Here is a 20,429-nt window from a genome sequence, read left to right as displayed (position 1 = left end):
GGGTCATGTCACCCCGCGGCTCGGAGAGAACACCATGCAACAACCCGCCCCCTTCCTGATCCTCGACGACGACGATGTGTTTGCGCAGACGCTGGCACGCGCGCTCACACGTCGCGGCTTCGCCCCGCAGATCGCGCATACCGGTGGCGAAGCGCTGGCACTCGCGCGCCAGACCCGCTTTGCCTACGTCACGGTCGACCTGCATCTCGCCACCAGCGACAAGGGCCTGATGCCCCATGGCGGCACGGACTCCGGCCTGCACTGGATCGCCCCGCTCCGCCAGGCGCTGCCCGACGCGCGCATGCTGATCCTGACGGGCTACGCGAGCATCGCGACTGCCGTGCAGGCGGTCAAGCTGGGCGCGGATGAGTATCTGGCCAAGCCGGCCAATGTGGATTCGATCCTGCTGGCGCTGCAGGTGGGTGTGTCGGAAGCGGTCGCGGAACAAACGATGGAAAACCCCGCGCCGCTGTCGGTCGCGAGGTTGGAGTGGGAACACATTCAGCGCGTGCTAGCCGAGCATGGCGGCAACATCTCTGCCACAGCACGCGCGCTGAACATGCACCGCCGCACGCTACAGCGCAAGCTGGGCAAGCGGCCGGTGGCGAAATGATCCTTAGCCTTACCAGCGCGTATCGCGCTCCCAGGCCTTGAGTTCGTCTTCGGCGCGCTCCTTGGTGTAGCCGTAGCGCTCCTGGATCTTCCCGGCGAGCTGGTCGCGCTTGCCGCGGATCACGGTCAGATCATCGTCGGTGAGCTTGCCCCACTGCTCCTTGACCTTGCCCTTGGCCTGATCCCATTTGCCTTCGATCTGGTCCCAGTTCATCGCATCCTCCGTATCGGTTGAGACAAAAGTGGGGCGACCCGCGGGCCGCCCGTGTGGAAATTTCCGTGCGGGTTACTTCTTGTACTTGGCGGCCACGTCGTTCTGGCACTTCGTCTTGGCATCGCCCGACATGGCGTCGCAGCGCTCCTTGGCGGCCTTGTAGTTGGCGTCGTTGGTGTCCTTGACGGCATCACGGCGCGCTTCGCTCACGTCCTTGGCGTTGCCGGTGGCCTTGGCATGGCTCACCTCTTCACCGCCCTTGGCACGCGTGTAGGCGGCCTTGGCGTCCTTCACACAGGTGTCTTTGTCGTTGCCTTTGAGCGCATCGCACTTGGTCTTGGCGACGTCGTAGTCAGCTTCGGCCTTTTCCTTGGCGGCCTTGTCCCGGGCAGCCTCGGTGCCATCACGTTCGGCCTTGGCATTGGCCTTGGCGACGTTGTAATCGCCCTTGGCCTGCGCGCGGCAGACGTCGCGGTCGTTGCCCTTCATGGCGTCGCATTTGTCTTTTGCGACCTTGTAGTCGGAATCGGCCTGCTTCACGGCGTTGTCATAGGCGGCGCGCTTGGCATCGTTCGGTGCGGAAGTGGAAGCACCCGTGGGCGCAGGTGTGAGCTGAGCGTGCGCCAGCCCCAACGGGGCGCAGGCGAGTACGCAACACAGGGCCAGGCGTTGGATCGGTTTCATTCGCGTTTCTCCTTGTCGTGGTGTTGGAGTCGCGCACGCGGGGTGCACGGCGCGCATTCTCTTGCGGCACCACGATCTTCAGCAGATAACGGACCCGACCCGGCCGGAGTCTGAGCAAACCCTTGTCGCCATTGGCTTGGCGGGCGCCCAAACAAAACGGGCCGCATCGTCTCCGATGCGGCCCGTAGGGCGTTGATGTTGTCGAGATTACAGCACGTAGCGCGACAGATCTTCGTTGCCTGACAGCTCGTTCAGACGCTCGTCAACGTATGCGGCATCAATGGTCACCGTCTCACCCGACGATTTGTGCGCGTGGAACGACAGGTCTTCCAGCAAGCGCTCCATCACCGTGTACAAACGACGTGCGCCAATGTTCTCGACCTTCTCGTTCACCGAACATGCAATCTCGGCCAGGCGGTGAATGCCGTCTTCCGCAAACACGAGGTCGACACCTTCGGTCTTCATCAGCGCCTGGTACTGCTTGGTCAGGCTCGCATCCGTTTGCGTCAGGATTGCGCGGAAGTCTTCCACCGACAGCGAATCCAATTCCACCCGGATCGGGAAACGGCCCTGCAACTCCGGAATCAGGTCGCTCGGCTTGGACAGGTGGAACGCACCCGATGCAATGAAGAGGATGTGATCGGTCTTGATCATCCCGTACTTGGTGTTGACGGTCGTGCCTTCCACCAACGGCAGCAGGTCACGCTGCACGCCCTGGCGCGACACCTCGCCGCCACCGTGTTCGCTGCGGCTGGCAATCTTGTCGATCTCGTCCAGGAACACGATGCCGTTCTGCTCAACGTTGGCCACCGCCTTCTGCTTGAGCTCGTCTTCGTTCACGAGCTTGGCGGCCTCTTCGTCGATCAGCAGCTTGAAGGCTTCGGCCACCTTCATCTTGCGGCGGTTCTTCTTGCCCTGGCCCAGGCCCTGGAACATCGAGCGGATCTGCTCGGTCATGTCTTCCATGCCGGGCGGGCCCATGATGTCCATGCTCGGCACACCGGCCGACACTTCCAGCTCGATTTCCTTGTCGTCAAGCTGGCCTTCGCGCAGCTTCTTGCGGAAGGTCTGGCGCGCGGTGGAGTCTTTCTCTTCCGGCTGCGCAAAACCGATGTCGCGCGGCGGCGGGATCAGCACGTCGAGGATGCGATCTTCCGCGGCGTCTTCCGCCTTGGCACGCACCTTCTTCATCTCGGATTCGCGCGTCTGCTTGACGGCCATCTCGGCCAGGTCGCGCACGATGGTGTCGACGTCGCGGCCAACGTAGCCGACTTCAGTGAACTTGGTCGCCTCGATCTTGATGAACGGCGCGTCGGCCAGCTTGGCCAGGCGGCGGGCGATCTCGGTCTTGCCCACGCCGGTCGGGCCGATCATGAGGATGTTCTTGGGCGTGATTTCCTGGCGCAGCGGGTCACCCACCTGCTGGCGGCGCCAGCGGTTGCGCAGCGCCACGGCCACAGCCTTCTTGGCCTTGTGCTGGCCGATGATGTGCTTGTCGAGTTCGGAGACGATCTCCGACGGCGTCATGGTTTCAGACATGGGAATCCTGTCGGTGCGAGTTTGCGAGAGACGGCGCGGTTATTCGAGCGTCTCGATCACGAAATTGGTGTTGGTGTAGATGCACAACTCGCCGGCGATGCGCAGCGACTTTTCCACCACCTCGCGCGGAGCGAGATCGGTGTTCTCCATCAGCGCCTTGGCGGCCGATTGCGCATACGAACCGCCCGAGCCGATCGCGGCAATGCCGCCTTCCGGATCGAGCACATCGCCGTTGCCGGTGATGATGAGGGTGGCTTCGCGGTCGGCAACGATCAGCATGGCTTCCAGGTGGCGCAGTGCGCGGTCGGTGCGCCAATCCTTGGCGAGGTCGACGGCGGAGCGCAGCAGGTTGCCCTGGTGCTTTTGCAGCTTGGCCTCGAAGCGGTCGAGCAGGGAGAAGGCGTCGGCGGTGGCGCCGGCAAAGCCGACCAGCACCTTGCCGTCGTAAATGGCGCGCACCTTGCGGGCGGTGCCCTTCATCACGATGTTGCCCAGCGTGACTTGACCGTCGCCACCGAGCGCGACCTGGTTGCCGCGCCGCACGCTGACGATGGTGGTGCCGTGATACTGTTCCATGCGCTTGTTCCTAGGGTCCGACCGACCCAACGTGGGCCGGCCAAAGAACTTCATACTTGGCGCCAGCCCCCAGGATTTCAAGCGCGATTTCGGCCGGGCGCACTCTTTTTGTGCGTCGGAAATCGCTTGACGGTGTCAGTGCGTGACGTCGAAAGCGTACGTACGCTCGTCCAGACGCGGCGTCACCGTGTACCCCTTGCGCGCCGCCCACACGTTGATGTTGAAGTACAGCGGGATCACCCCGTTGTCGCGCATGCCGATCTCCGTGGCTTCCTGCAGGAGTTTCTCGCGCTTGGCGTCGTCGATGGTCTGCAGCGCTTCGGTCAGCTTGGCGTCCAGCGCCGGGTTGGAATAGCGCCCACGGTTGGATGCACCCCAGCCACGTGCCGGATCATAGGTCGCCAGCAACGCCTTCAGGCTGGAACTGGCTTCACCGGTATCCGCGCCCCAACCTGCCAGCATGAACGAAAACTCCAGCTTGTTGGCACGCGTAAAGAACGTCGCCGACGGCATGGCCTCCACCTTGGTCGCAATGCCCACGCGCGACAGCATGGACGCGACCACCTGCGCAACGCGATCGTCGTTCACATAGCGGTTGTTGGTCGCGTGCAGGGTGATGGCGAAACCGTCGGGATAGCCGGCCTGGGCCAGCAGCTTCTTGGCGGCGGCCGCGTCCGCCACTGGCGCCTTGAGGCCCGGCACGTGGCCGAACAGCGCGTTGTTGACGAGCTGGCCGGTCGGCTCGGCGGCGCCTTCCATGACGCGGTCCACGATGGCCTGGCGTGAAATCGCCAGCGAGATCGCCTGCCGCACGCGCGGGTCCTTCAGCGGGTTCTTCGCCAGCGGCTTACCCGCCTTGTCGGTCACGAACGGCGACACATCGCGGTTCGAATCCAGGTGCAGATACATCAATCGGAACACCGGCATCTTGAATACCGACACCGCCGGGTCACTCGACAGCTTCTTGATGTCGGAGGTCGGCACGTTCTCAATGACCTGCACATCGCCGGCCAGCAATGCCGCCACGCGCGACGGGTCGGCCGTCAGGATGCGCAGCGTCACGCGATCCCACTGCGGCTTCTTGCCCCAGTAGCCATCGAAACGCGCCAGCTCCACCCGGTCGCCCTTGGCGAAAGAGACGAACTTGTACGGCCCCGTGCCGACCAGCGCGCGGCCGTTGTTGAAATCCTCAGGGCCGGCTTTTTCCGCCACTTTTTTCGACACCATGTCGATGGTCGACAGATCGTTCGGCAGCAGCGGATACGGGCCGTTGGTGGTGATGCGCACGGTCAGCTTGTCGACCGCCGTCACCTCCTTGAAGCCGCGCGTGTAGATCGTGAACGGCGATGGACTGTTCTTGATGGTGGCCGGCCGCGCCAGCGAATACACGACATCGGCCGAGGTGAACTCGCTGCCGTCATGGAAATGCACGCCGGGGCGCAGCTTGATCTCCCACGCCGAGTCGCTCACGGCCTTCCACGAGGTGGCAAGGCCGGGCTTCATGCGCATCTTCTCGTCCTTGGCGATCAGCGTTTCGAACATGTGCTCGGCCACATTCGAATTGGGCGTGACGTTATGGAAGTGCGGATCGAGCGAGGTGATATCGCCCGACATCCCCACGACCAGCGTGGTCGGCGCCTGAGCCTGGACGGCAACCGGCACAGTGGCCGTGAAGGACAGCACAGCGGCCACACTCGCGGCGCGCAGCAAACGCAGAACCGGCATGACGACTCCCCGAAGGTTCGTTACGAAAACAAAACGTTCGGGGATTGTCCGGACCGGAGGATGCCGGTGTCAACGCCGGTGAAGCAGGGTGTCGCGATGCTCAGTGGTGGTGCCCACAGTCGCAGTCGTCACCGTGTTGGTGATCGTGGTCGCCGTCCCAGTCTTCGTCATCGTGGTCATCGAAGGCCCAAGCGGGGAAGGGATCGGACAGTGCGGCCCACGCTTCGGGGCCGGCCGCCATTTCGGCGTCGGTCAGCAGGCAGGCGTCGAGCTGCGCGATGAGCGCGGCTTCGTCCAGGTCCGTGCCAATGAAGACGAGTTCCTGACGGCGATCGCCCCAGCGCGCGGGCGCACCGTTGTCGTGCATCTTGTCCGCAATGTCGGCGCGAGCCTCTTCCTCGTCCGGCCATTCGGCCTCATCGACTGCTGCCCACCACGCGCCCGCGCCGCCATGGCGCATCACGCCGCCGGCCTGGCCCCAACTGCCGGCCGTGTCCATGCGCGACGCCAGCCAGAAATAGCCCTTCGAGCGCAGCACGCGGCCGCCCCCGTCCGGATGGCGCAGCCATTCGGTGTGCATCAGATCCCACAGGCGCTGCGGGTGGAACGGCACGCGGCGGCGATAGACGAAGCTGCGGATGCCGAGCGCCTCCGTCTCGGGCACGTGTTCGCCGCGCAGTTCGGCCAGCCATGCGGGTGCCGCCGATGCGGCGTCGAAGTCAAAGCGGTGCGTGTTCAGAATCTCGTCCAGCGGCACCTCGCCGAACGACGCCGGCACGACGTGCGCACGCGGGTTCAGCGAATGCAGAATGCCCGCCAGCCGCGCGCGCTCAGCCTCGCTCACGAGATCGATCTTGTTGAGCACGATCACGTCGCAGAACTCTACCTGCTCGATCAGCAGATCGACCACGGTGCGGTCGTCATCTTCATCGCGAGCCTGGCCGCGGTCGGACAGGAAATCCGCCGCGTCGTAATCGGCCAGGAAGTGCTGGGCGTCGACCACCGTGACCATCGTGTCCAGGCGTGCAAGGTCGGACAGCACGTCGCCTTCGGCATCTTCAAACGTGAAGGTCTCGGCAATCGGCAGCGGCTCGGCCACGCCGGTCGATTCGATCAGCAGGTAGTCGAAGCGGTCTTCACGCGCGAGGCGGGCGATCTCGTCGAGCAGGTCTTCGCGCAGCGTGCAGCAGATGCAGCCATTAGAGAGCTCGACCATGCGCTCGTCGGTACGCGAAAGCTGGGCGCTCGTGGCTGTGCCGTCGCCGACGAGCTGCGCGTCGATGTTGACGTCCGACAGGTCGTTGACGATCACGGCCACGCGCTTGCCCTCGCGGTTGGCGAGCACATGGTTGAGCAGCGTGGTCTTGCCGGCGCCCAGGAAGCCGGACAGCACGGTAACGGGAAGCGGACGGGACATGATCGGTGACCCTGATTTGTGGCCAAACAAAGCAAACAGCCCGGTGGGTAACCGGGCTGCAGATTCAAACAGATGCGACGCGTGCGTCAGTCACCCATCAACTTCTGGCGCTTTTCGCGGCGCTCTTGCGCCTCCAGCGACAGGTTGGCGGTGGGGCGTGCAAGCAAGCGCGGAATGCCGATCGGCTCGCCGGTTTCGTCGCAGTAGCCGTAGTCGTTGGCGTCAATGCGGGCGATCGACTGTTCGACCTTCTTGAGCAGCTTGCGCTCGCGATCGCGCGTCCGCAGCTCCAGCGCGTGCTCTTCCTCGATGGTGGCACGGTCCGCCGGATCCGGCACCACGACGGTCTCGCGCAGGTCGCTGACGGTCTGGTTGGCATTCGCGAGAATTTCGTCGCGCATTTTTACAAGCCGGTCCTTGAAGAAGGCGAGCTGCGCCTCGTTCATGTAATCCTTGTCGCTCATCTTCAGGATTTCGGCTTCGGTGAGTAGTTTCTTGCTGCTCATGGTTGCTGCAGATGATCCTGGTAAATCGCGCGCCGTCTTGGGCATCGCGTCGTCCTTGCGCGGGGATGCGTTGGACTCATTCTGGCCGGCGGCGGACTTGCCGCCTCGCGCGCCTCCTTTTGCCTCTCCCGCAGCGGCGCCCCCTGCCGCTTTTCTACGGGTGGCTGGCGCAGCCTGGGCTGCTGCCGACTCCGTGTTGGACTGCCCGGCACCGCCGTTGGCGCCGCGCCCTTCCTTGGTCTTAGTCACCATCGCCTGCTCTCCTGTCGGACGTGCTTCGGACGACGTGCTTCTGAATCGACCTATTGTAGCTGAACGATATTAACCGAACTATCGGAGAAACACGGACAGAAAAGCCGGCCCGGATTCTGCCTGAAAGCGCCCGGCGAGGCCACCCGAAAGAAGGGGAAAAGCAGCCAAGTCAGGCCAGACAGTTCTCCAATCCTTTCAGAATCGTTTCGCGGGGCAAGTCTACGCCGATGAACACCATCCGGTTGGAAGGGGTCTCGCCGTCCCATTTGCCGCCCACATCGCTGCCCATGAGCTGGTGCACGCCCTGGAAGACGACCTTGCGGTCGACACCTTCCATGTAGAGCACGCCCTTGTAGCGCAGCAGCTTCTCGCCGTAGATGTTCAGCACGCCGGAGAGGAATTCCTCCAGCTTGGTGTAGTTGAACGGCCGGTCGCTGCGGAAGACGAACGAGGCGATGCGGTCGGTATGGTGCGCATGGCCGTGATGGTGGTGATGGCCGTGACCATGGTGGTGGTCATGCTCGTGATCGTGGTCGCAATCGGCCGAGCAGGCATGGTCGTGATCATGATCGTGGTTATGGTCATCTTCGCGCAGGAAGTCGGGGTCGATCTCCAGCTTGGCGTTCAGGTTGAAGCCGCGCAGATCGAAGATGGTGTCGATCGGCGTCTCACCAAAGTTGGCGGTGCGGATCGGGGCACGCGGGTTCATGTGCAGCAGGCGGTGGCGCAGGGCATCCACGTCGTCGGCCGACACCAGATCGCTCTTGGTGATGAAGATGGCATCGGCAAAGCCCACCTGGCGCTGCGCCTCTTCCTGCTTGTCGAGCTGCATGTTGCCGTGCTTGGCATCGACCAGCGTGATGACGGCGTCCAACAGGTAGCGGCTGGCGATCTCGTCGTCCATGAAGAAGGTCTGCGCGACGGGGCCCGGGTTGGCTACGCCGGTGGTCTCAATGACGACGCGGTCGAACTGGATCTGGCCGTTGTCACGGCGCGTGAGCAGGTCTGACAGGCCGGCCACCAGGTCGCCCCGGATGGTGCAGCAGATGCAGCCGTTGCTCATCTGCACGATCTGCTCGTTGCCGTCTTGGACGAGGATGTCGTTGTCGATGTTCTCTTCGCCGAACTCGTTTTCGATCACGGCGATCTTCATGCCGTGCTGCTCGGTCAGGATGCGCTTGAGCAGCGTGGTCTTACCGCTGCCGAGAAAGCCCGTCAGGATGGTGACCGGGATCATTTTGGACATGATGCGTTTCCTAGTTGTTAGCTGGAGCCGGCGGCGCAATCGGCGCAGCAGCCCTTGATGGTGAGTTCAGCGTGATCGGCCGCGAAGCCGGCGGGCAGGGCGGCCTTCGGCATGGCGGGGGGCTCGGCGGCTTCCAGGCAGAAGTCGCGCCCGCATTGCATGCAATGAAAGTGGCTGTGCGAGCGGTGCGCCGCTTCGCGCGCGGCGTCGTGCTCGGCCAGGCTGAAGCGGAAGACGCGATCGGCGCCCGCCGTCTTGTGGACGATGCTGCCGGCCACCAGCCAGTCAAGCACGCGGTAGACCGTCACGCGGTCGATACCGGAGTCGTCGGGCAGCGCGTCGCACACGGCCTGGTGCGAAAGCGGCTCGGCGCCCCGCATCAGCGCGGCCAGCACGCGTACGCGGGGCTCTGTCACACGGCTGCCGAGGCCACGCAGACGCGCGCGGGCGGCCTCTTCAGGCTGACTGGGCGAATCGGATTGCGGAGTGGCGAGATCGTCGCGCGGGGCCGGGGTGCTCATGGGCGGGATTGTCCCACGGGGCGCGGGTTGCTGCAATTGAGTTGCAACTGGGCGGCCTTGCACCGCCCAGGGTTTCTTTCTGCGTGCTACGCCGCAAACACCAGACACACCGGCGTCGGCACCTTCGCCACCACCACGGGCTGATCCAGCTTGCCCGTCTGCGCGTCGATGTGCAGCCGCAGGATCGTGTCGCCCTTCTGGCTGAGCGCGTAGAGGTGGCTGCCGTCGGGTGCCATCGTCATTGCGCGCGGGAAGCGCACGCCTTCGCTCCAGTACTGGATGGATGCAAGCTTGCCAGCGTTGTCGATGCTGAACGCGGCCACGCTGTCGGCCAGCGGGTGATCCGACTTCAGCTTGCGGTTGCTCGCGTAGAGGAAGCGTCCCGACGGGTGCATCAGGATCTCGGCGCCGCTCTTCTGGCCGGTGTAGTCGGCGGGCGTGGTGGAAATGCGCTGGCGCTCCTCCGACACATGGCCGGTGGCCGGGTCGTAACCGTGGCAGGCAACTGAGCCCTCCAGTTCGTTGATGACGTAGAGCAGCGTGCCTTGCGGATGCAGTGCAACGTGGCGCGGACCGCTGCCGGGCTTGAGCTGCGCGCGATCACGCGGGGCGAGCTTGCCGTTCTCAATGGCGAACACGTTGATGCGGTCGGTGCCCAAGTCGGTGCCGATCACGTGCCGGCCAGTGGTGTCGAACAGCATCATGTGCGCATGCGGGGCCTCCTGTTCGGGGCGCGGGCCGGAGCCGGTGTCCTTGAAGATGCCGGACACCTCGCCCAGCTTGCCGTCCGCGCCGATCGGCAGGACGTTGTACGCACCGCCGCTGTAGATCGACACGCACAGGTATCGCCCGTCCGGCGACACCACCACATGCGCCGGGTTCGTGCCCGACAACGACAGCGGCTGCCGGTTGAGCAGCGTCAGCTTGCCGTCGTGCGGGTCGATGGCATACGCCTCGGCGCTGCCGTTCGGGCGGCCTTCATAGACCTCAAGCTCGTTGATGGCGTACAGGAAGCGCTGATTCGGGTGCACGGCCAGATACGACGGATTGGCGCTCGCGACCACCTGCACCTGCGTCCATGCATCGCCGCGCGGCGCGAGCACATAGATGCCGCGTGCGGCCGGCCCCCCGGCGGTGCCGCCGGGCGCGTTGAACGTATAGGTGCCGACGTAGGCGAAGCGTGGTGGGCGTGGGGCGGCGGCGGGCTGCGCGCCCGAAGCAGCAGGCTGTTCGCTGGCTTGCGCCATCGCGGTTTTGGGAAGAGCGCCCAGCAAGGGCAGGCTACCGGTCCACTGCATAAAGGTTCGACGCGTTGGAGATTGGCGGTTGGTCATTGGATGGCTCCTCCTCACACACGCACGGACATCGCGTGGTGGAAGATGTTGTTCGGATCATACCGGCGCTTCACGTCCTGCAGAAACGCGACCAGGTCACCACTGCCGTAGTAGAGCTGCGGCCAGAACGGGTAGGCGAGCATGTCGACGTCGGGGTAGTTGATGTAGCAGCCCTCGTACCGATCACCGGGGAAGGGCGTGCCGCTGTGCGGGGCGGGTACGTCGGGGGCGCCGTAGACATCGCGGTAGAAATCGCTGATCCAGCGCAGGTGGCCGGCATCGTCCGCGGCGGACGTCCAATACGTCTGATACTGCAACTTCATGATGGACGCCCGCTGCGGCACCGCGGTATCGCCAATGCGTTCAGCCTTGTTGACGGCACCGCCGTACGAATCGACCTGCAGCAGCGATTGGCTCAAGTCCACACCGGGCATCGTCCGCGTGAGATGCGTGTAGATGCGCTGCGCCTCGCGCGCCGTGAAGCCGCGCTTCATGTAAGCGGATTTGTACTTGCCGCGCTGGTTGGCGCCCGAGCCGTTCAGGTATTGCGTGGCCGTCAGCCAGTCGTACTGCACGATGGTGTGCGGCTTGGAGCAGAGCAGTTGCCCCATGCCCTGCTTGTGCGCCGGCCCATAGCCGGGCGGGCGGCCCTTGACGGGCGTGGGCGCACAGGCCTGGAAGCGGTTGAGAAAATCGTTGAGGACAGAGAAATCGCGGCACATGCCATCGGGGTTGCAGAACTGCGTGAGCAGCACGATCTGCCCCGACGATTTGTGCGTGAGCTTGAGCAGCGAGAACATGCCCCAGGTGTCGGGCTCCTTGCCGCGCGTTTCCCAGTAGTCGCCATAGATGCGCAGCAATTCGGCAAAGCGCTCGGGCGTCATGGTGGCCCAGTCGAAAGCCACGGTGGCAAGTGCTACTTCCTGCGGCGCCTGCGGCAACTTGGCGAACGTGTAGCCGGTGATGACGCCGAAGTTGCCGCCGCCCGCACCACGGCATGCACGGAAAAGGTCCGGATCGTGCGTGGCATCCACCGTGCGCGCGGCCGCCTTGCCCGCCTTGTCGACGGTGACGATGTCCACAGCCGAAAGCCAATCCACCGTCAGCCCTTGCAGCCGCGAGAGCAGCCCATACCCGCCACCGCAGATATGCCCACCCGCGCCCACCGAGTAGCACGAGCCACCGGGCAGCGTTACATTGTGGCGCTTGTACAGCTCGAGATAGCCGTTCCAGTTTTGCGTGCCGGCGGGAATGCGCACCGAGCCGTCGGCCCGCACCTCGGGCGTGGCGAGCAAGCTCAGATCAACGATCGTGCCATCAGGGTTGTTGGAGACGAAGTCTTCGTAGCAATGCCCGCCGCTGCGCACCGTCGGGCGCTGGCCCGCGTTGATGATGCGTTGCACGGCGGGCGCCACGTCGTCGGCTTTCTCAACGAGGGCGATGCGGCCGGCGGCCTGCGCCTCGGTGGCCGGCCAGCGCAGGTTGAAACCGTGTTTGAGCGTGTTGTAGCGAGGGTCCTGGCGGGTCACATCCAGTGTCATTGGCGACTCCCGGTGAGGGCGTTTGCGCAAGGGTTGCGCAAACCGCGTTGGATTCGGACGCGCGGCGTCCGGCGGTTCCAACTTAGTCGTTCGCGGACCCGGCTTCCATTAGAGGGCCCGCCAATGCCACCTCAGCGCATCAAATGGGTCAGCCACGCCACAACGCGCGCGGCGGTGGTCTCCCACAGCGGACGCACCAGCCAGCAAGCGCCGCCCCACGCAAGGGCCACGACGATCAGGTCGCAACGACCGCTCTTCCACAGGTTCAGCGAATGGCGCCCCCAGATCCAGGGCACGCCGAGCGGATTGGGCCAATCGGCCAGCAGGTGCATCAGGCCGCCGCAGGCAAAGCCGAACAGCGGCGGCGCCCACAGGTGACCATGGCCGAGCGCCTGATACGACAGCACCAGCGCCGCAATCCAGCCAATGCCCCAGTGCGTGGCGGTACGGTGCGTGATCCAGAGCCGTCGCGCGCGGCTCCACCACGCGACCTCCATCCAGTCCGGCGCGGTGCTGCCGGCCACCGCCGCGCAAAATGCGGCGATGGGGCCGAGGTGTTCGAGAGAAGTGTGGGAAGCCTGCGCGACGAAGGTGGCGGCAATCACGCCCGCCGCCCAGCCCGTCGCATGGTGGGCAGCGTTCGAAGCCATTGCCGTGATGCGGAAAACAAAGGGTCCGCATCTTCGCAACTGAGGCTTGCCGGGACAAGCCAAAAATTGCGACAAATTGCTAGTCAATCTGCAGCAGCAGGCCCTTGAGGTATTCGCCTTCCGGAAAGCTCGTCAGCAGCGGGTGGTCCACGCCACCGGCCAGCCGGCGCTGGATGCGCGCCGTCACCTTGGCATCCGCCGCCGCACCGGCCACGATCTTCTGGAACAACTCAGCATCGATCGCGCCCGAGCACGAATACGTGAACAGCAGACCGCCCGGCCGCAGCAGTTGCATGCCGACGAGGTTGATCTCCTTGTACGCCCGTGCCGCGCGATCCACCTGCTGCGCCGACGCCGCAAACTTGGGCGGATCGAGCACGATCAGGTCGAACTGGCGGCCTTCCGCGCGGAAGTTGCGCAGCGACTTGAAGACATCCGCATCCAGCCATTCAGCGCGCGATGCATCAAAACCGTTGAGCGTGACGTTGCGCTCGGCCACTGCCAGCGCTTCGCCGGAGGAGTCGATCGACACGACGGACTTCGCTCCGCCCTTGAGCGCCGCCAGCGAGAAACCGCCGGTGTAGCAGAAGCAGTTGAGCACATCGCGGTCTTTCGCCAGCGCGCCGACGAGTGCGCGGTTGTCGCGCTGGTCAACGTAGAAGCCGGTCTTGTGGCCTTCGCGCACATCGACGTAGTAGCGCACGCCATGTTCGGTGGCGGAGAGGTCATCGGGCGGCTCGGCGCCGGCCAGCACACCGGTCATCTGCTCCAGGCCTTCGCGCTCGCGCACGCTCACGTCGGAGCGCTCGTACACGTTCGGGCAGCCGGTCTCTTTGATGAGCGCGGCAACGATCGCCTCCTTCCAATGTTCCACGCCCGCAGCGCTGAACTGGCAAACCAGTTGGCCGGTTTCCCCGGTGCCGTACTGATCGACGATCAGGCCCGGCAGGCCGTCGGCTTCGCCCATGACGAGGCGCACGGCGTCGGTGTCGTGCACCCACGCGCGGCGGTAGGCCACAGCGGCGGCGATGCGGCGCTTGAAGAAGGCATGATCAACGGGCTCGGCCTCATCGAACGACCACACGCGCGCGCGAATCTGCGAGACCGGGCTGAACGCCGCGCGCGCCAGAAACTGGCCGTTGGCGGCACGCACGACCACCGTCGCGCCGGAGGCGGGTTTGCCTTCCACGCGATCGATGGCGTTGGCGAAAATCCATGGGTGCCGACGCAGCAGCGAGCGCTCCTTGCCGGGCTTAAGAATCAGGGTTTGCATACGACTGGGGTGGGTGCGCCCGAAAGCTCGGGCCGTGCGCTACTTCTTTTTTGCGCGGGGATGCGCCTGATCGTAGATCTTGGCCAGGTGCTGAAAATCGAGCGAAGTATAAACCTGCGTGCTGGCGATGCTGGCGTGCCCAAGCAGTTCCTGCACCGCACGCAGATCGCCGGACGACTGCAGCATGTGCGTGGCAAACGAGTGCCGCAGCACGTGCGGGTGCACATCGGCCGGCACACCGGCGGCGATGGCGTTGCGTTTCATACGCAGATGAATCTGCCGCCGTCCGAGCCGTTTGCCGCGCGGCGAGATGAACAGCGCTTGCGCATCCTCCGTCGCGGCATCGGGCTGCGCGAGTTGGGGCCGCGCCGCCAGCCATGCGGCCAGCGCTTCTGCGGCCTTGCTGCCCACCGGCACGCTACGGCGCTTGTTGCCCTTACCGAGCACCACCACCTCGCGCGCGTCCAGGTCCAGCCAGCTTGCGGATTCGTATTCGCCCGTTCTTACGTGGCGCAGGTCCAGGCTCACCAGCTCGGAAACGCGCAATCCACACGAGTACAGCAGTTCGTTGACGGCACGATCACGAATGGTCTCGGCATCCTCACCAGGCACATGCTCCATCAGCGCGACGGCGTGTTCGACGGACAGGGCTTTAGGCAACCGCTTGGGGCTCTTCGGCGCACGCACGCCATCGACGGGGTTGGCGGTCACCGCCGCGTCGCGCAGCGCCATCCACTTGTACCAGCCGCGCCATGCCGACAGCGCGCGCGCAATGCTGCGGCCCGACAGGCCGTCACCATGCAGCTGCGCCATCATGCGGCGGATGTGATGCGCCTGCAGTTGCGTGAGGTCGATGCCGACGGCGTGCTGCGCCGCCAAGCGCTGCAGCACGGCCAGTTCGTGCGCGTAGCTGCTCAGCGTGTGCGGCGAGAGCTGGCGCTCGAACTTCAGCGCATCGAGGTAGGCCGCAATCTGCGGATGCGGCGGCGCGGGTGCGTCGCGATCCTCGTTGTGAGCAGATTGCGGCATGGGGGCTGCGCTCAGTCGCGCAGGCGGTTGAGCGCAGCAGCCGCGAGTTCGCCGATCTGCGCCAGGTAGGTCGTGCCCATGCCGTCATGGAAGCGGCGGGCATCCGGCGAGCCCAGCACCAGCAGGCCGAAGGCGGGCGCGCTCGCGGCATCAGCATCGCCGCCAGATGTGGAACGAACGGGCACGCGCAGCGTGACGATCGCTACGGACTGGATCGCTTCGCCGGTCTCCGAGGTATCCAGCCAGCCGGCCGCCTCAAAGCCTGCGTTCTCGCCGCAATACGGTGCACGCAGCCCAGACGCAAACACGCGCACGTCTTCGCTCACGCCCTGCGCCACTTCCAGATGCGAGAACTCTTCGCCCACCTGCCAGACGCGTAGCGCCACGGCCGGCACCTCGAAAATCTCGCGCAGACCGTTCTGCACGGCATACGGCAGCGCATGCGTGTCGGCCTCGCCCAGCAGGCGCGTTGTCCATGCGTGCACGCGCTGCTGCGTGCGGTCGTTCTCGTTGCCGTGGCGCACCAGGTCCGACAGCTTGAGTTCGAGGTGCTTGTTCTTGTCGCGCAGGATTTCCATCTGGCGCTCCTGCAGCGACACCGCGCGGTGGCTGTGCGGGCTCGTCAGTTGAATGGCGGCCAGCAGCTCGGCGTGCTCTTCAAAAAAGGCCGGATGCGCCTGCAGGTAGTTGGCGACGTCTTGTGCGTTCATTGTGGAGGTGCTCATCAGGCTGCGCCGAGTTTCTTCTTCAACAGATCGTTCACTTGCGCGGGGTTGGCCTTGCCGCGCGTGGCCTTCATGGCCTGGCCGACCAGTGCGTTGAAGGCCTTTTCCTTGCCCGCGCGGAATTCCTCAACCGACTTGGCGTTGGCCGCCAGCACGTCGTCGATGATCTTCTCCAGCTCGCCGGAATCCGACATCTGCTTCAGGCCCTTCTCGGCGATGATCGCGTCGGCGTCGCCATTGCTCTCACCGGCCCACATGGCGGGGAAGACGTCCTTCTTGGCGGTGTTGTTGCTGATCGTGCCGTCGGCAATGCGCGCGAGCAGCTTGGCGAGTTGCGCAGGCTTGACGGGCGATGCATCAATCGCCAGATCCTCGCGATTCAAGTACGAGGCCAGCTCACCCATGATCCAGTTGGCCGCTCCCTTTGCCTGCATTACACCAGCGTCTTTCACATCGCTGATTTGCGCGACCACGGCTTCAAAGTACGCGGCGGTTGCCTTGGTGGCGGTCAGGATGCTCGCGTCGTACTTCGGCAGGCCGTAGGCCGACTCGAAGCGCGCAGCCATCGCGGCGGGCAGTTCGGGCAGCGTGGCGCGCACGCGCTCTTTCCAGTCGTCGTCGATGACGAGCGGCAGCAGGTCCGGGTCCGGGAAGTAGCGGTAATCCTGCGCGTCTTCCTTGCTGCGCATGGAGCGCGTTTCCTTGCGGTCCGGATCGTACAGGCGGGTTTCCTGCACCACGGTGCCGCCGTCTTCGATCAGTTCGATCTGGCGGCGCACTTCGTAGTTGATCGCTTCTTCCAGGAAGCGGAACGAGTTCAGGTTCTTGATCTCGCAGCGCGTGCCATACGGCGCATCCGGGCCCGGGCGCACCGACACGTTGGCGTCGCAGCGGAAGCTGCCTTCCTGCATGTTGCCGTCGCAGATGCCCAGCCACATCACCAGCGCGTGCAGGGCCTTGGCATACGCCACGGCTTCGGCGGCGCTGCGCATGTCGGGCTCGGTCACGATTTCCAATAGCGGCGTGCCGGCGCGGTTCAGGTCGATGCCGGTCATGCCGGCAAAGTCTTCGTGCAGCGATTTGCCGGCGTCTTCTTCCAGGTGGGCACGCGTCAGTTGCACGGTCTTCTCATAACCGGGCTGACCGTTCTTGCCTTCCACCTGGATGGTCAGCGTGCCGCCCTGCACCACCGGAATCTCAAACTGGCTGATCTGGTAGCCCTTGGGCAGATCGGGGTAGAAGTAATTCTTGCGCGCGAAGATGCTCTTGGGCGCGATCTTGGCGCCAATCGCCAAACCGAACGTAATGGCGCGCTCAACGGCGCCCTTGTTCAGCACCGGCAGCACGCCCGGCAATGCCAGATCGACCGGCGCGGCCTGCGTGTTGGGCTCAGCACCAAATGCGGTGGAGGCACCAGAGAAAATCTTCGAGACCGTCGAGAGCTGTGCGTGCGTTTCGAGGCCGATCACCACTTCCCATTGCATGTTGCGTGTGTCCTGTCGATTGTTGTGGTGTGAATGTCTAGGTACTCAGGTATTCAGATGTTCGTGTCCTGCTGCAATCAGGGGCGCGGCGCTTGCAGCCACGCGGCCAGCTTCGTGAAGGCCGCTTCACGCGCAGCCGGGTCGCCGCCAACGGTCACAACGCCATGGCGGCGGCCATTCGGGATGCCGCTGCGCTCCTTCACCGGCGCGGTGCCATCAAAGCCGTGGTACGCGCCGTCAAACAACTCCAGCGCAAAACGCGCTTGCGGCTGACGTGCCAGCACGGCGGTCTGCAGCGCTTGGCAGTGGTCAACGGGCGTCCAGTCGTCGTTGGCGCCGGCCAGCAGCAGCAACGGCGTGTTCATCCGATAGTCCGGTCGCTGCTGCGCAGAGGCGCAGCCGGGATAGAACGCCACGGCACGGTCTACCGTCGGTGTATCGGCGGGCCAAGGGCGGCTGCCATCCACCGTGTCCAGCACCGCCTGCGCGCCGTTCGACCAGCCCAGCAGCACGATGCGGCGTGCATCCACCCCCGGTCGCGCGGCCACCCAGCGGATCGTCGCCAGCACGTCGGCGCGCCGCACGGCCCCGCTGATGTCGCGCGCGGCGTAGCGCTCGGTGCAGATGCCATGCGGTTTGCCGCGCGGCCCGAAGCTGTCGGGGAACACCACGGCGTAACCGCGTGCGCCCAGCCACTGCGCGTAACCGCGATACCGCGCGCCCAGTGCCTTCGCATCTGCGCCGGCCTGCGTGTACAAACCGCTGCAACCATGCAGGGCGATCACGACCGGCGCACCAGCCGCTGGAGCCTTGGCTGGCGCGGCTACCCAGTAGGCGGTCAGCGTGGGCGGCGCATCTTCGGCGTCTTTCATGGCCGCGCGCGGAATCTCCACCGTCTGCACACCCAGCTCCGCCGACGACGGCGCGCGCGCTGCCGGCATATCTGGCAGGCCACCTTCGGCATCCGGCGTTGGCTGGGCAAACGCGTGCAGCGCCAGCATGGCGCAGGTCACGGCAACCAGCGTGCGAAGCGATGCGCGCATCACCGGGCATTGCGGGCGCACTGGCCCGTTTGCGGATCGAACATCACCGGCCACGCTTCTTCGTAGATACCGGGCGTGCAGTGCGCTTCACAGTTGGCGTGCGCCAGCGTTACGCGGCGCGGGTCCTGCCAGACCATCAACTTGCAGCTGCCATTACGCTCACGCAACTCGATGCTCGGGCGGCGCTTGGTCTGCTCGAAGGTCGACAGGTCAAACCTGCACGAACCGCGCCGGCCGACCCACAGCTGCCATTGCATCGCGTTGACGTTGTTGTCGGCCACCGTGAGCGTCGCCTGCTCGCGGAAGCCGTCTTCCTCGGTCTGGCTGCAATAACCGTTGATATCGATGCCGCGGTCGGAAATCGGCGGCGGCGCAGTGGGGCGGCGGCTGATGCCCGGCAGCGACGGCAGCGGAATGGGGATACACGCCGACAACGTACTGGCGACCAGTGCCAACCCCAGTGCATTGCGAATGCCGTGGTTCATGCGTGCCTCCTGCCGGGCTGCTGGGCGCATCGGTGCTTCGGTCGGGTGAACCTCAGGCGGCCGGCTGGCGGGTGTGCCAGTCGGTGGCCTGCTGGAACGCATGCGCAATCTGCAGCATGCGTGCCTCTTCAAAATAGTTGCCGATGATCTGCAAGCCAACCGGCAGACCGTTTGCGCCAAAACCGGCCGGCACGCTCATGCCCGGCAGGCCGGCCAGGCTGGTCGACAGCGTGAAGATGTCTTCCAGGTACATCTGCACCGGATCGTCGCTCTTCTCACCTAATTTCCAGGCAACGGTGGGCGCCACCGGGCCCATGATCACGTCGCATTGGCGGTTGTCGCCAGCCAGGACGTTCTGGAAATCCTGCGCGATGATGCGGCGGATCTTCTGCGCCTGCAGGTAGTAGGCGTCGTAATAGCCATGCGAGAGCACATACGCGCCCACCAGGATGCGGCGCTTGACCTCCCAGCCGAAGCCTTCAGCACGGCTCTTCTTGTACATGTCCGCCAGATCGCGGTATTCCGCTGCGCGGTGGCCATAGCGCACGCCATCAAAGCGCGACAGGTTGGACGACGCCTCGGCCGGGGCGATCACGTAGTACGTCGGGATCGACAGTTCGGTCTTGGGCAGGCTGATGTCGACCAGCGTGGCACCGAGCTTTTCCAGTTCTGCCAGCGCCGCGCGCACGGTGGCGCGCACATCGTCGGCCAGACCTTCTCCGAAATACTCCTTGGGCAGACCGATGCGCAGACCAGCCAGGGGGCGGGCAGCATCCGCGCCTTGCAGCGGCTGCCCAAGCAGGCGGCTGAAGTCTTCCACGTCGCCGCCGCGGCCCGGTTCCAGGCTGGTGGAATCGCGCGGGTCAAAGCCGGCCATGGCAGACAGCAGCAGCGCGCAATCCTCGGCGGTGCGCGCCATCGGGCCGCCTTGGTCCAGCGACGAGGCGAAGGCGATCATGCCGTAGCGCGACACGCGGCCGTACGTCGGCTTGATCCCGGTGATGCCCGAGAACGATGCCGGCTGGCGAATCGACCCGCCCGTGTCCGTACCCGTTGCAGCGGGGGCCAGATCGCCCGCCACCGCCGCCGCCGAGCCGCCCGACGAGCCGCCCGGCACGTATTCGATGTTCCAGGGGTTCTTGACTGGGCCAAACGCCGAGTTCTCGTTGGACGAGCCCATGGCGAACTCATCCATGTTCGTCTTGCCCAGCGTCACCATGCCGGCGGCACCCAGGCGCTCGACGACGGTGGCGTCGAACGGGCTGGTGTAGTTGCCCAGCATCTTGGAGCCCGCCGTGGCGCGCCAGCCGCGCGTGACAAACACGTCCTTGTGTGCGATCGGCACGCCGGCAAGCGGCCCCGCGTTGCCGGCCGCGATGCGCGCGTCGGCAGCCTGCGCCTGGGCAAGCGTTGCTTCGGCATCGACATGCGTGAAGGCGTTGAGGTGCGCGCCGGCCTCGATGCGCGACAGGTAATGGCGCGCCAGTTCCACCGCCGAAACCTCACGGGCGGCGAGCTGGGCGGACAGGGCTTTGATCGTGGATGCGGTCATCGAATACGTTCGGATAGGCTG

At 65.1% G+C, this 20,429-nt stretch carries 20 protein-coding genes; 1 reads left to right on the top strand and 19 read right to left on the bottom strand.

The features are described from left to right. The first annotated feature begins 34 nt into the window (after positions 1-34). Entirely contained in the window at positions 35-613 is a 579-nt protein-coding gene (locus ACN9M1_RS16855; RefSeq protein ID WP_426396181.1) for a response regulator transcription factor, read from the top strand. A 9-nt stretch (positions 614-622) separates the two neighbouring features. On the opposite strand, the gene ACN9M1_RS16850 is transcribed toward ACN9M1_RS16855, so the two are convergent. The 19 genes from ACN9M1_RS16850 to gatA form a co-directional block, all read right to left on the bottom strand. After that, entirely contained in the window at positions 623-826 is a 204-nt protein-coding gene (locus ACN9M1_RS16850; RefSeq protein ID WP_426396179.1) for a CsbD family protein, read from the bottom strand. Positions 827-898: 72 nt separating this feature from the next. Continuing rightward, positions 899-1,510, bottom strand: coding sequence for a hypothetical protein (locus ACN9M1_RS16845; protein WP_426396178.1), 612 nt, complete (start codon positions 1,508-1,510; stop codon positions 899-901). Between the two features lie 207 nt (positions 1,511-1,717). Beyond that, a complete protein-coding gene (hslU, locus tag ACN9M1_RS16840) occupies positions 1,718-3,049 on the bottom strand; it encodes an ATP-dependent protease ATPase subunit HslU (protein WP_426396176.1) in 1,332 nt (443 codons plus the stop codon). A gap of 39 nt (positions 3,050-3,088) precedes the next feature. Next, positions 3,089-3,625: an ATP-dependent protease subunit HslV gene (hslV, locus tag ACN9M1_RS16835; protein WP_426396175.1), complete on the bottom strand. Its 537-nt coding sequence runs from the start codon at positions 3,623-3,625 to the stop codon at positions 3,089-3,091. A 135-nt stretch (positions 3,626-3,760) separates the two neighbouring features. After that, positions 3,761-5,350: an ABC transporter substrate-binding protein gene (locus tag ACN9M1_RS16830; RefSeq protein ID WP_426396173.1), complete on the bottom strand. Its 1,590-nt coding sequence runs from the start codon at positions 5,348-5,350 to the stop codon at positions 3,761-3,763. 100 nt (positions 5,351-5,450) lie between these two features. Then, positions 5,451-6,767 carry a zinc metallochaperone GTPase ZigA gene (zigA, locus tag ACN9M1_RS16825; RefSeq protein ID WP_426396171.1) on the bottom strand — a complete coding sequence of 439 codons (1,317 nt, stop codon included), beginning with the start codon at positions 6,765-6,767 and terminating at the stop codon, positions 5,451-5,453. An 86-nt stretch (positions 6,768-6,853) separates the two neighbouring features. Further along, positions 6,854-7,273, bottom strand: coding sequence for an RNA polymerase-binding protein DksA (gene dksA / locus ACN9M1_RS16820; RefSeq protein ID WP_426398888.1), 420 nt, complete (start codon positions 7,271-7,273; stop codon positions 6,854-6,856). Positions 7,274-7,694: 421 nt separating this feature from the next. Further along, positions 7,695-8,771: a CobW family GTP-binding protein gene (locus ACN9M1_RS16815; RefSeq protein WP_426396169.1), complete on the bottom strand. Its 1,077-nt coding sequence runs from the start codon at positions 8,769-8,771 to the stop codon at positions 7,695-7,697. Between the two features lie 17 nt (positions 8,772-8,788). After that, positions 8,789-9,292: a Fur family transcriptional regulator gene (locus ACN9M1_RS16810; protein WP_426396167.1), complete on the bottom strand. Its 504-nt coding sequence runs from the start codon at positions 9,290-9,292 to the stop codon at positions 8,789-8,791. Positions 9,293-9,378: 86 nt separating this feature from the next. Next, positions 9,379-10,626: a lactonase family protein gene (locus tag ACN9M1_RS16805; protein ID WP_426396165.1), complete on the bottom strand. Its 1,248-nt coding sequence runs from the start codon at positions 10,624-10,626 to the stop codon at positions 9,379-9,381. Positions 10,627-10,640: 14 nt separating this feature from the next. Further along, positions 10,641-12,167, bottom strand: a complete 1,527-nt coding sequence (locus ACN9M1_RS16800) for an FAD-dependent oxidoreductase (RefSeq protein ID WP_426396163.1) — start codon at positions 12,165-12,167, stop codon at positions 10,641-10,643. A gap of 131 nt (positions 12,168-12,298) precedes the next feature. Next, positions 12,299-12,817, bottom strand: a complete 519-nt coding sequence (locus ACN9M1_RS16795) for a metal-dependent hydrolase (RefSeq protein WP_426396161.1) — start codon at positions 12,815-12,817, stop codon at positions 12,299-12,301. Between the two features lie 79 nt (positions 12,818-12,896). Further along, a complete protein-coding gene (locus ACN9M1_RS16790; protein ID WP_426396159.1) occupies positions 12,897-14,090 on the bottom strand; it encodes a class I SAM-dependent rRNA methyltransferase in 1,194 nt (397 codons plus the stop codon). Positions 14,091-14,129: 39 nt separating this feature from the next. Next, entirely contained in the window at positions 14,130-15,119 is a 990-nt protein-coding gene (gene xerC, locus ACN9M1_RS16785) for a tyrosine recombinase XerC (RefSeq protein WP_426396157.1), read from the bottom strand. Between the two features lie 11 nt (positions 15,120-15,130). Then, the gene (locus ACN9M1_RS16780) at positions 15,131-15,829 is read right to left on the bottom strand and encodes a DUF484 family protein (protein ID WP_426398887.1); all 699 of its coding nucleotides are present in this window, start codon (positions 15,827-15,829) and stop codon (positions 15,131-15,133) included. A gap of 14 nt (positions 15,830-15,843) precedes the next feature. Beyond that, positions 15,844-17,328, bottom strand: a complete 1,485-nt coding sequence (gene gatB / locus ACN9M1_RS16775; protein WP_426396156.1) for an Asp-tRNA(Asn)/Glu-tRNA(Gln) amidotransferase subunit GatB — start codon at positions 17,326-17,328, stop codon at positions 15,844-15,846. A gap of 77 nt (positions 17,329-17,405) precedes the next feature. After that, positions 17,406-18,371 carry a dienelactone hydrolase family protein gene (locus tag ACN9M1_RS16770; RefSeq protein WP_426396154.1) on the bottom strand — a complete coding sequence of 322 codons (966 nt, stop codon included), beginning with the start codon at positions 18,369-18,371 and terminating at the stop codon, positions 17,406-17,408. Then, on the bottom strand, positions 18,371-18,856 hold the full coding sequence (locus ACN9M1_RS16765; RefSeq protein ID WP_426396153.1) for a hypothetical protein: 486 nt from the start codon (positions 18,854-18,856) through the stop codon (positions 18,371-18,373). The genes ACN9M1_RS16770 and ACN9M1_RS16765 overlap by 1 nt, the downstream gene beginning before the upstream one ends. Positions 18,857-18,908: 52 nt before the next feature. Further along, positions 18,909-20,408, bottom strand: a complete 1,500-nt coding sequence (gatA, locus tag ACN9M1_RS16760) for an Asp-tRNA(Asn)/Glu-tRNA(Gln) amidotransferase subunit GatA (protein ID WP_426396151.1) — start codon at positions 20,406-20,408, stop codon at positions 18,909-18,911. Between the last annotated feature and the right edge of the window lie 21 nt (positions 20,409-20,429).

Source organism: Ralstonia sp. R-29, assembly GCF_049913345.1.
Lineage (GTDB): Bacteria > Pseudomonadota > Gammaproteobacteria > Burkholderiales > Burkholderiaceae > Ralstonia.
The sequence above is the reverse complement of the archived record's forward strand: the minus strand, read 5'-3'. Positions and strand labels throughout refer to the sequence as shown.

Bases quoted from the DNA above. Each gene is read 5' to 3' on its own strand.
- ACN9M1_RS16855 (WP_426396181.1), top strand. From the start codon at position 35: ATGCAACAACCCGCCCCCTTCCTGATCCTCGACGACGACGATGTGTTT.
- ACN9M1_RS16850 (WP_426396179.1), bottom strand. From the start codon at position 826: ATGAACTGGGACCAGATCGAAGGCAAATGGGATCAGGCCAAGGGCAAG.
- ACN9M1_RS16845 (WP_426396178.1), bottom strand. From the start codon at position 1,510: ATGAAACCGATCCAACGCCTGGCCCTGTGTTGCGTACTCGCCTGCGCC.
- hslU (WP_426396176.1), bottom strand. From the start codon at position 3,049: ATGTCTGAAACCATGACGCCGTCGGAGATCGTCTCCGAACTCGACAAG.
- hslV (WP_426396175.1), bottom strand. From the start codon at position 3,625: ATGGAACAGTATCACGGCACCACCATCGTCAGCGTGCGGCGCGGCAAC.
- ACN9M1_RS16830 (WP_426396173.1), bottom strand. From the start codon at position 5,350: ATGCCGGTTCTGCGTTTGCTGCGCGCCGCGAGTGTGGCCGCTGTGCTG.
- zigA (WP_426396171.1), bottom strand. From the start codon at position 6,767: ATGTCCCGTCCGCTTCCCGTTACCGTGCTGTCCGGCTTCCTGGGCGCC.
- dksA (WP_426398888.1), bottom strand. From the start codon at position 7,273: ATGAGCAGCAAGAAACTACTCACCGAAGCCGAAATCCTGAAGATGAGC.
- ACN9M1_RS16815 (WP_426396169.1), bottom strand. From the start codon at position 8,771: ATGTCCAAAATGATCCCGGTCACCATCCTGACGGGCTTTCTCGGCAGC.
- ACN9M1_RS16810 (WP_426396167.1), bottom strand. From the start codon at position 9,292: ATGAGCACCCCGGCCCCGCGCGACGATCTCGCCACTCCGCAATCCGAT.
- ACN9M1_RS16805 (WP_426396165.1), bottom strand. From the start codon at position 10,626: ATGACCAACCGCCAATCTCCAACGCGTCGAACCTTTATGCAGTGGACC.
- ACN9M1_RS16800 (WP_426396163.1), bottom strand. From the start codon at position 12,167: ATGACACTGGATGTGACCCGCCAGGACCCTCGCTACAACACGCTCAAA.
- ACN9M1_RS16795 (WP_426396161.1), bottom strand. From the start codon at position 12,817: ATGGCTTCGAACGCTGCCCACCATGCGACGGGCTGGGCGGCGGGCGTG.
- ACN9M1_RS16790 (WP_426396159.1), bottom strand. From the start codon at position 14,090: ATGCAAACCCTGATTCTTAAGCCCGGCAAGGAGCGCTCGCTGCTGCGT.
- xerC (WP_426396157.1), bottom strand. From the start codon at position 15,119: ATGCCGCAATCTGCTCACAACGAGGATCGCGACGCACCCGCGCCGCCG.
- ACN9M1_RS16780 (WP_426398887.1), bottom strand. From the start codon at position 15,829: ATGAACGCACAAGACGTCGCCAACTACCTGCAGGCGCATCCGGCCTTT.
- gatB (WP_426396156.1), bottom strand. From the start codon at position 17,328: ATGCAATGGGAAGTGGTGATCGGCCTCGAAACGCACGCACAGCTCTCG.
- ACN9M1_RS16770 (WP_426396154.1), bottom strand. From the start codon at position 18,371: ATGCGCGCATCGCTTCGCACGCTGGTTGCCGTGACCTGCGCCATGCTG.
- ACN9M1_RS16765 (WP_426396153.1), bottom strand. From the start codon at position 18,856: ATGAACCACGGCATTCGCAATGCACTGGGGTTGGCACTGGTCGCCAGT.
- gatA (WP_426396151.1), bottom strand. From the start codon at position 20,408: ATGACCGCATCCACGATCAAAGCCCTGTCCGCCCAGCTCGCCGCCCGT.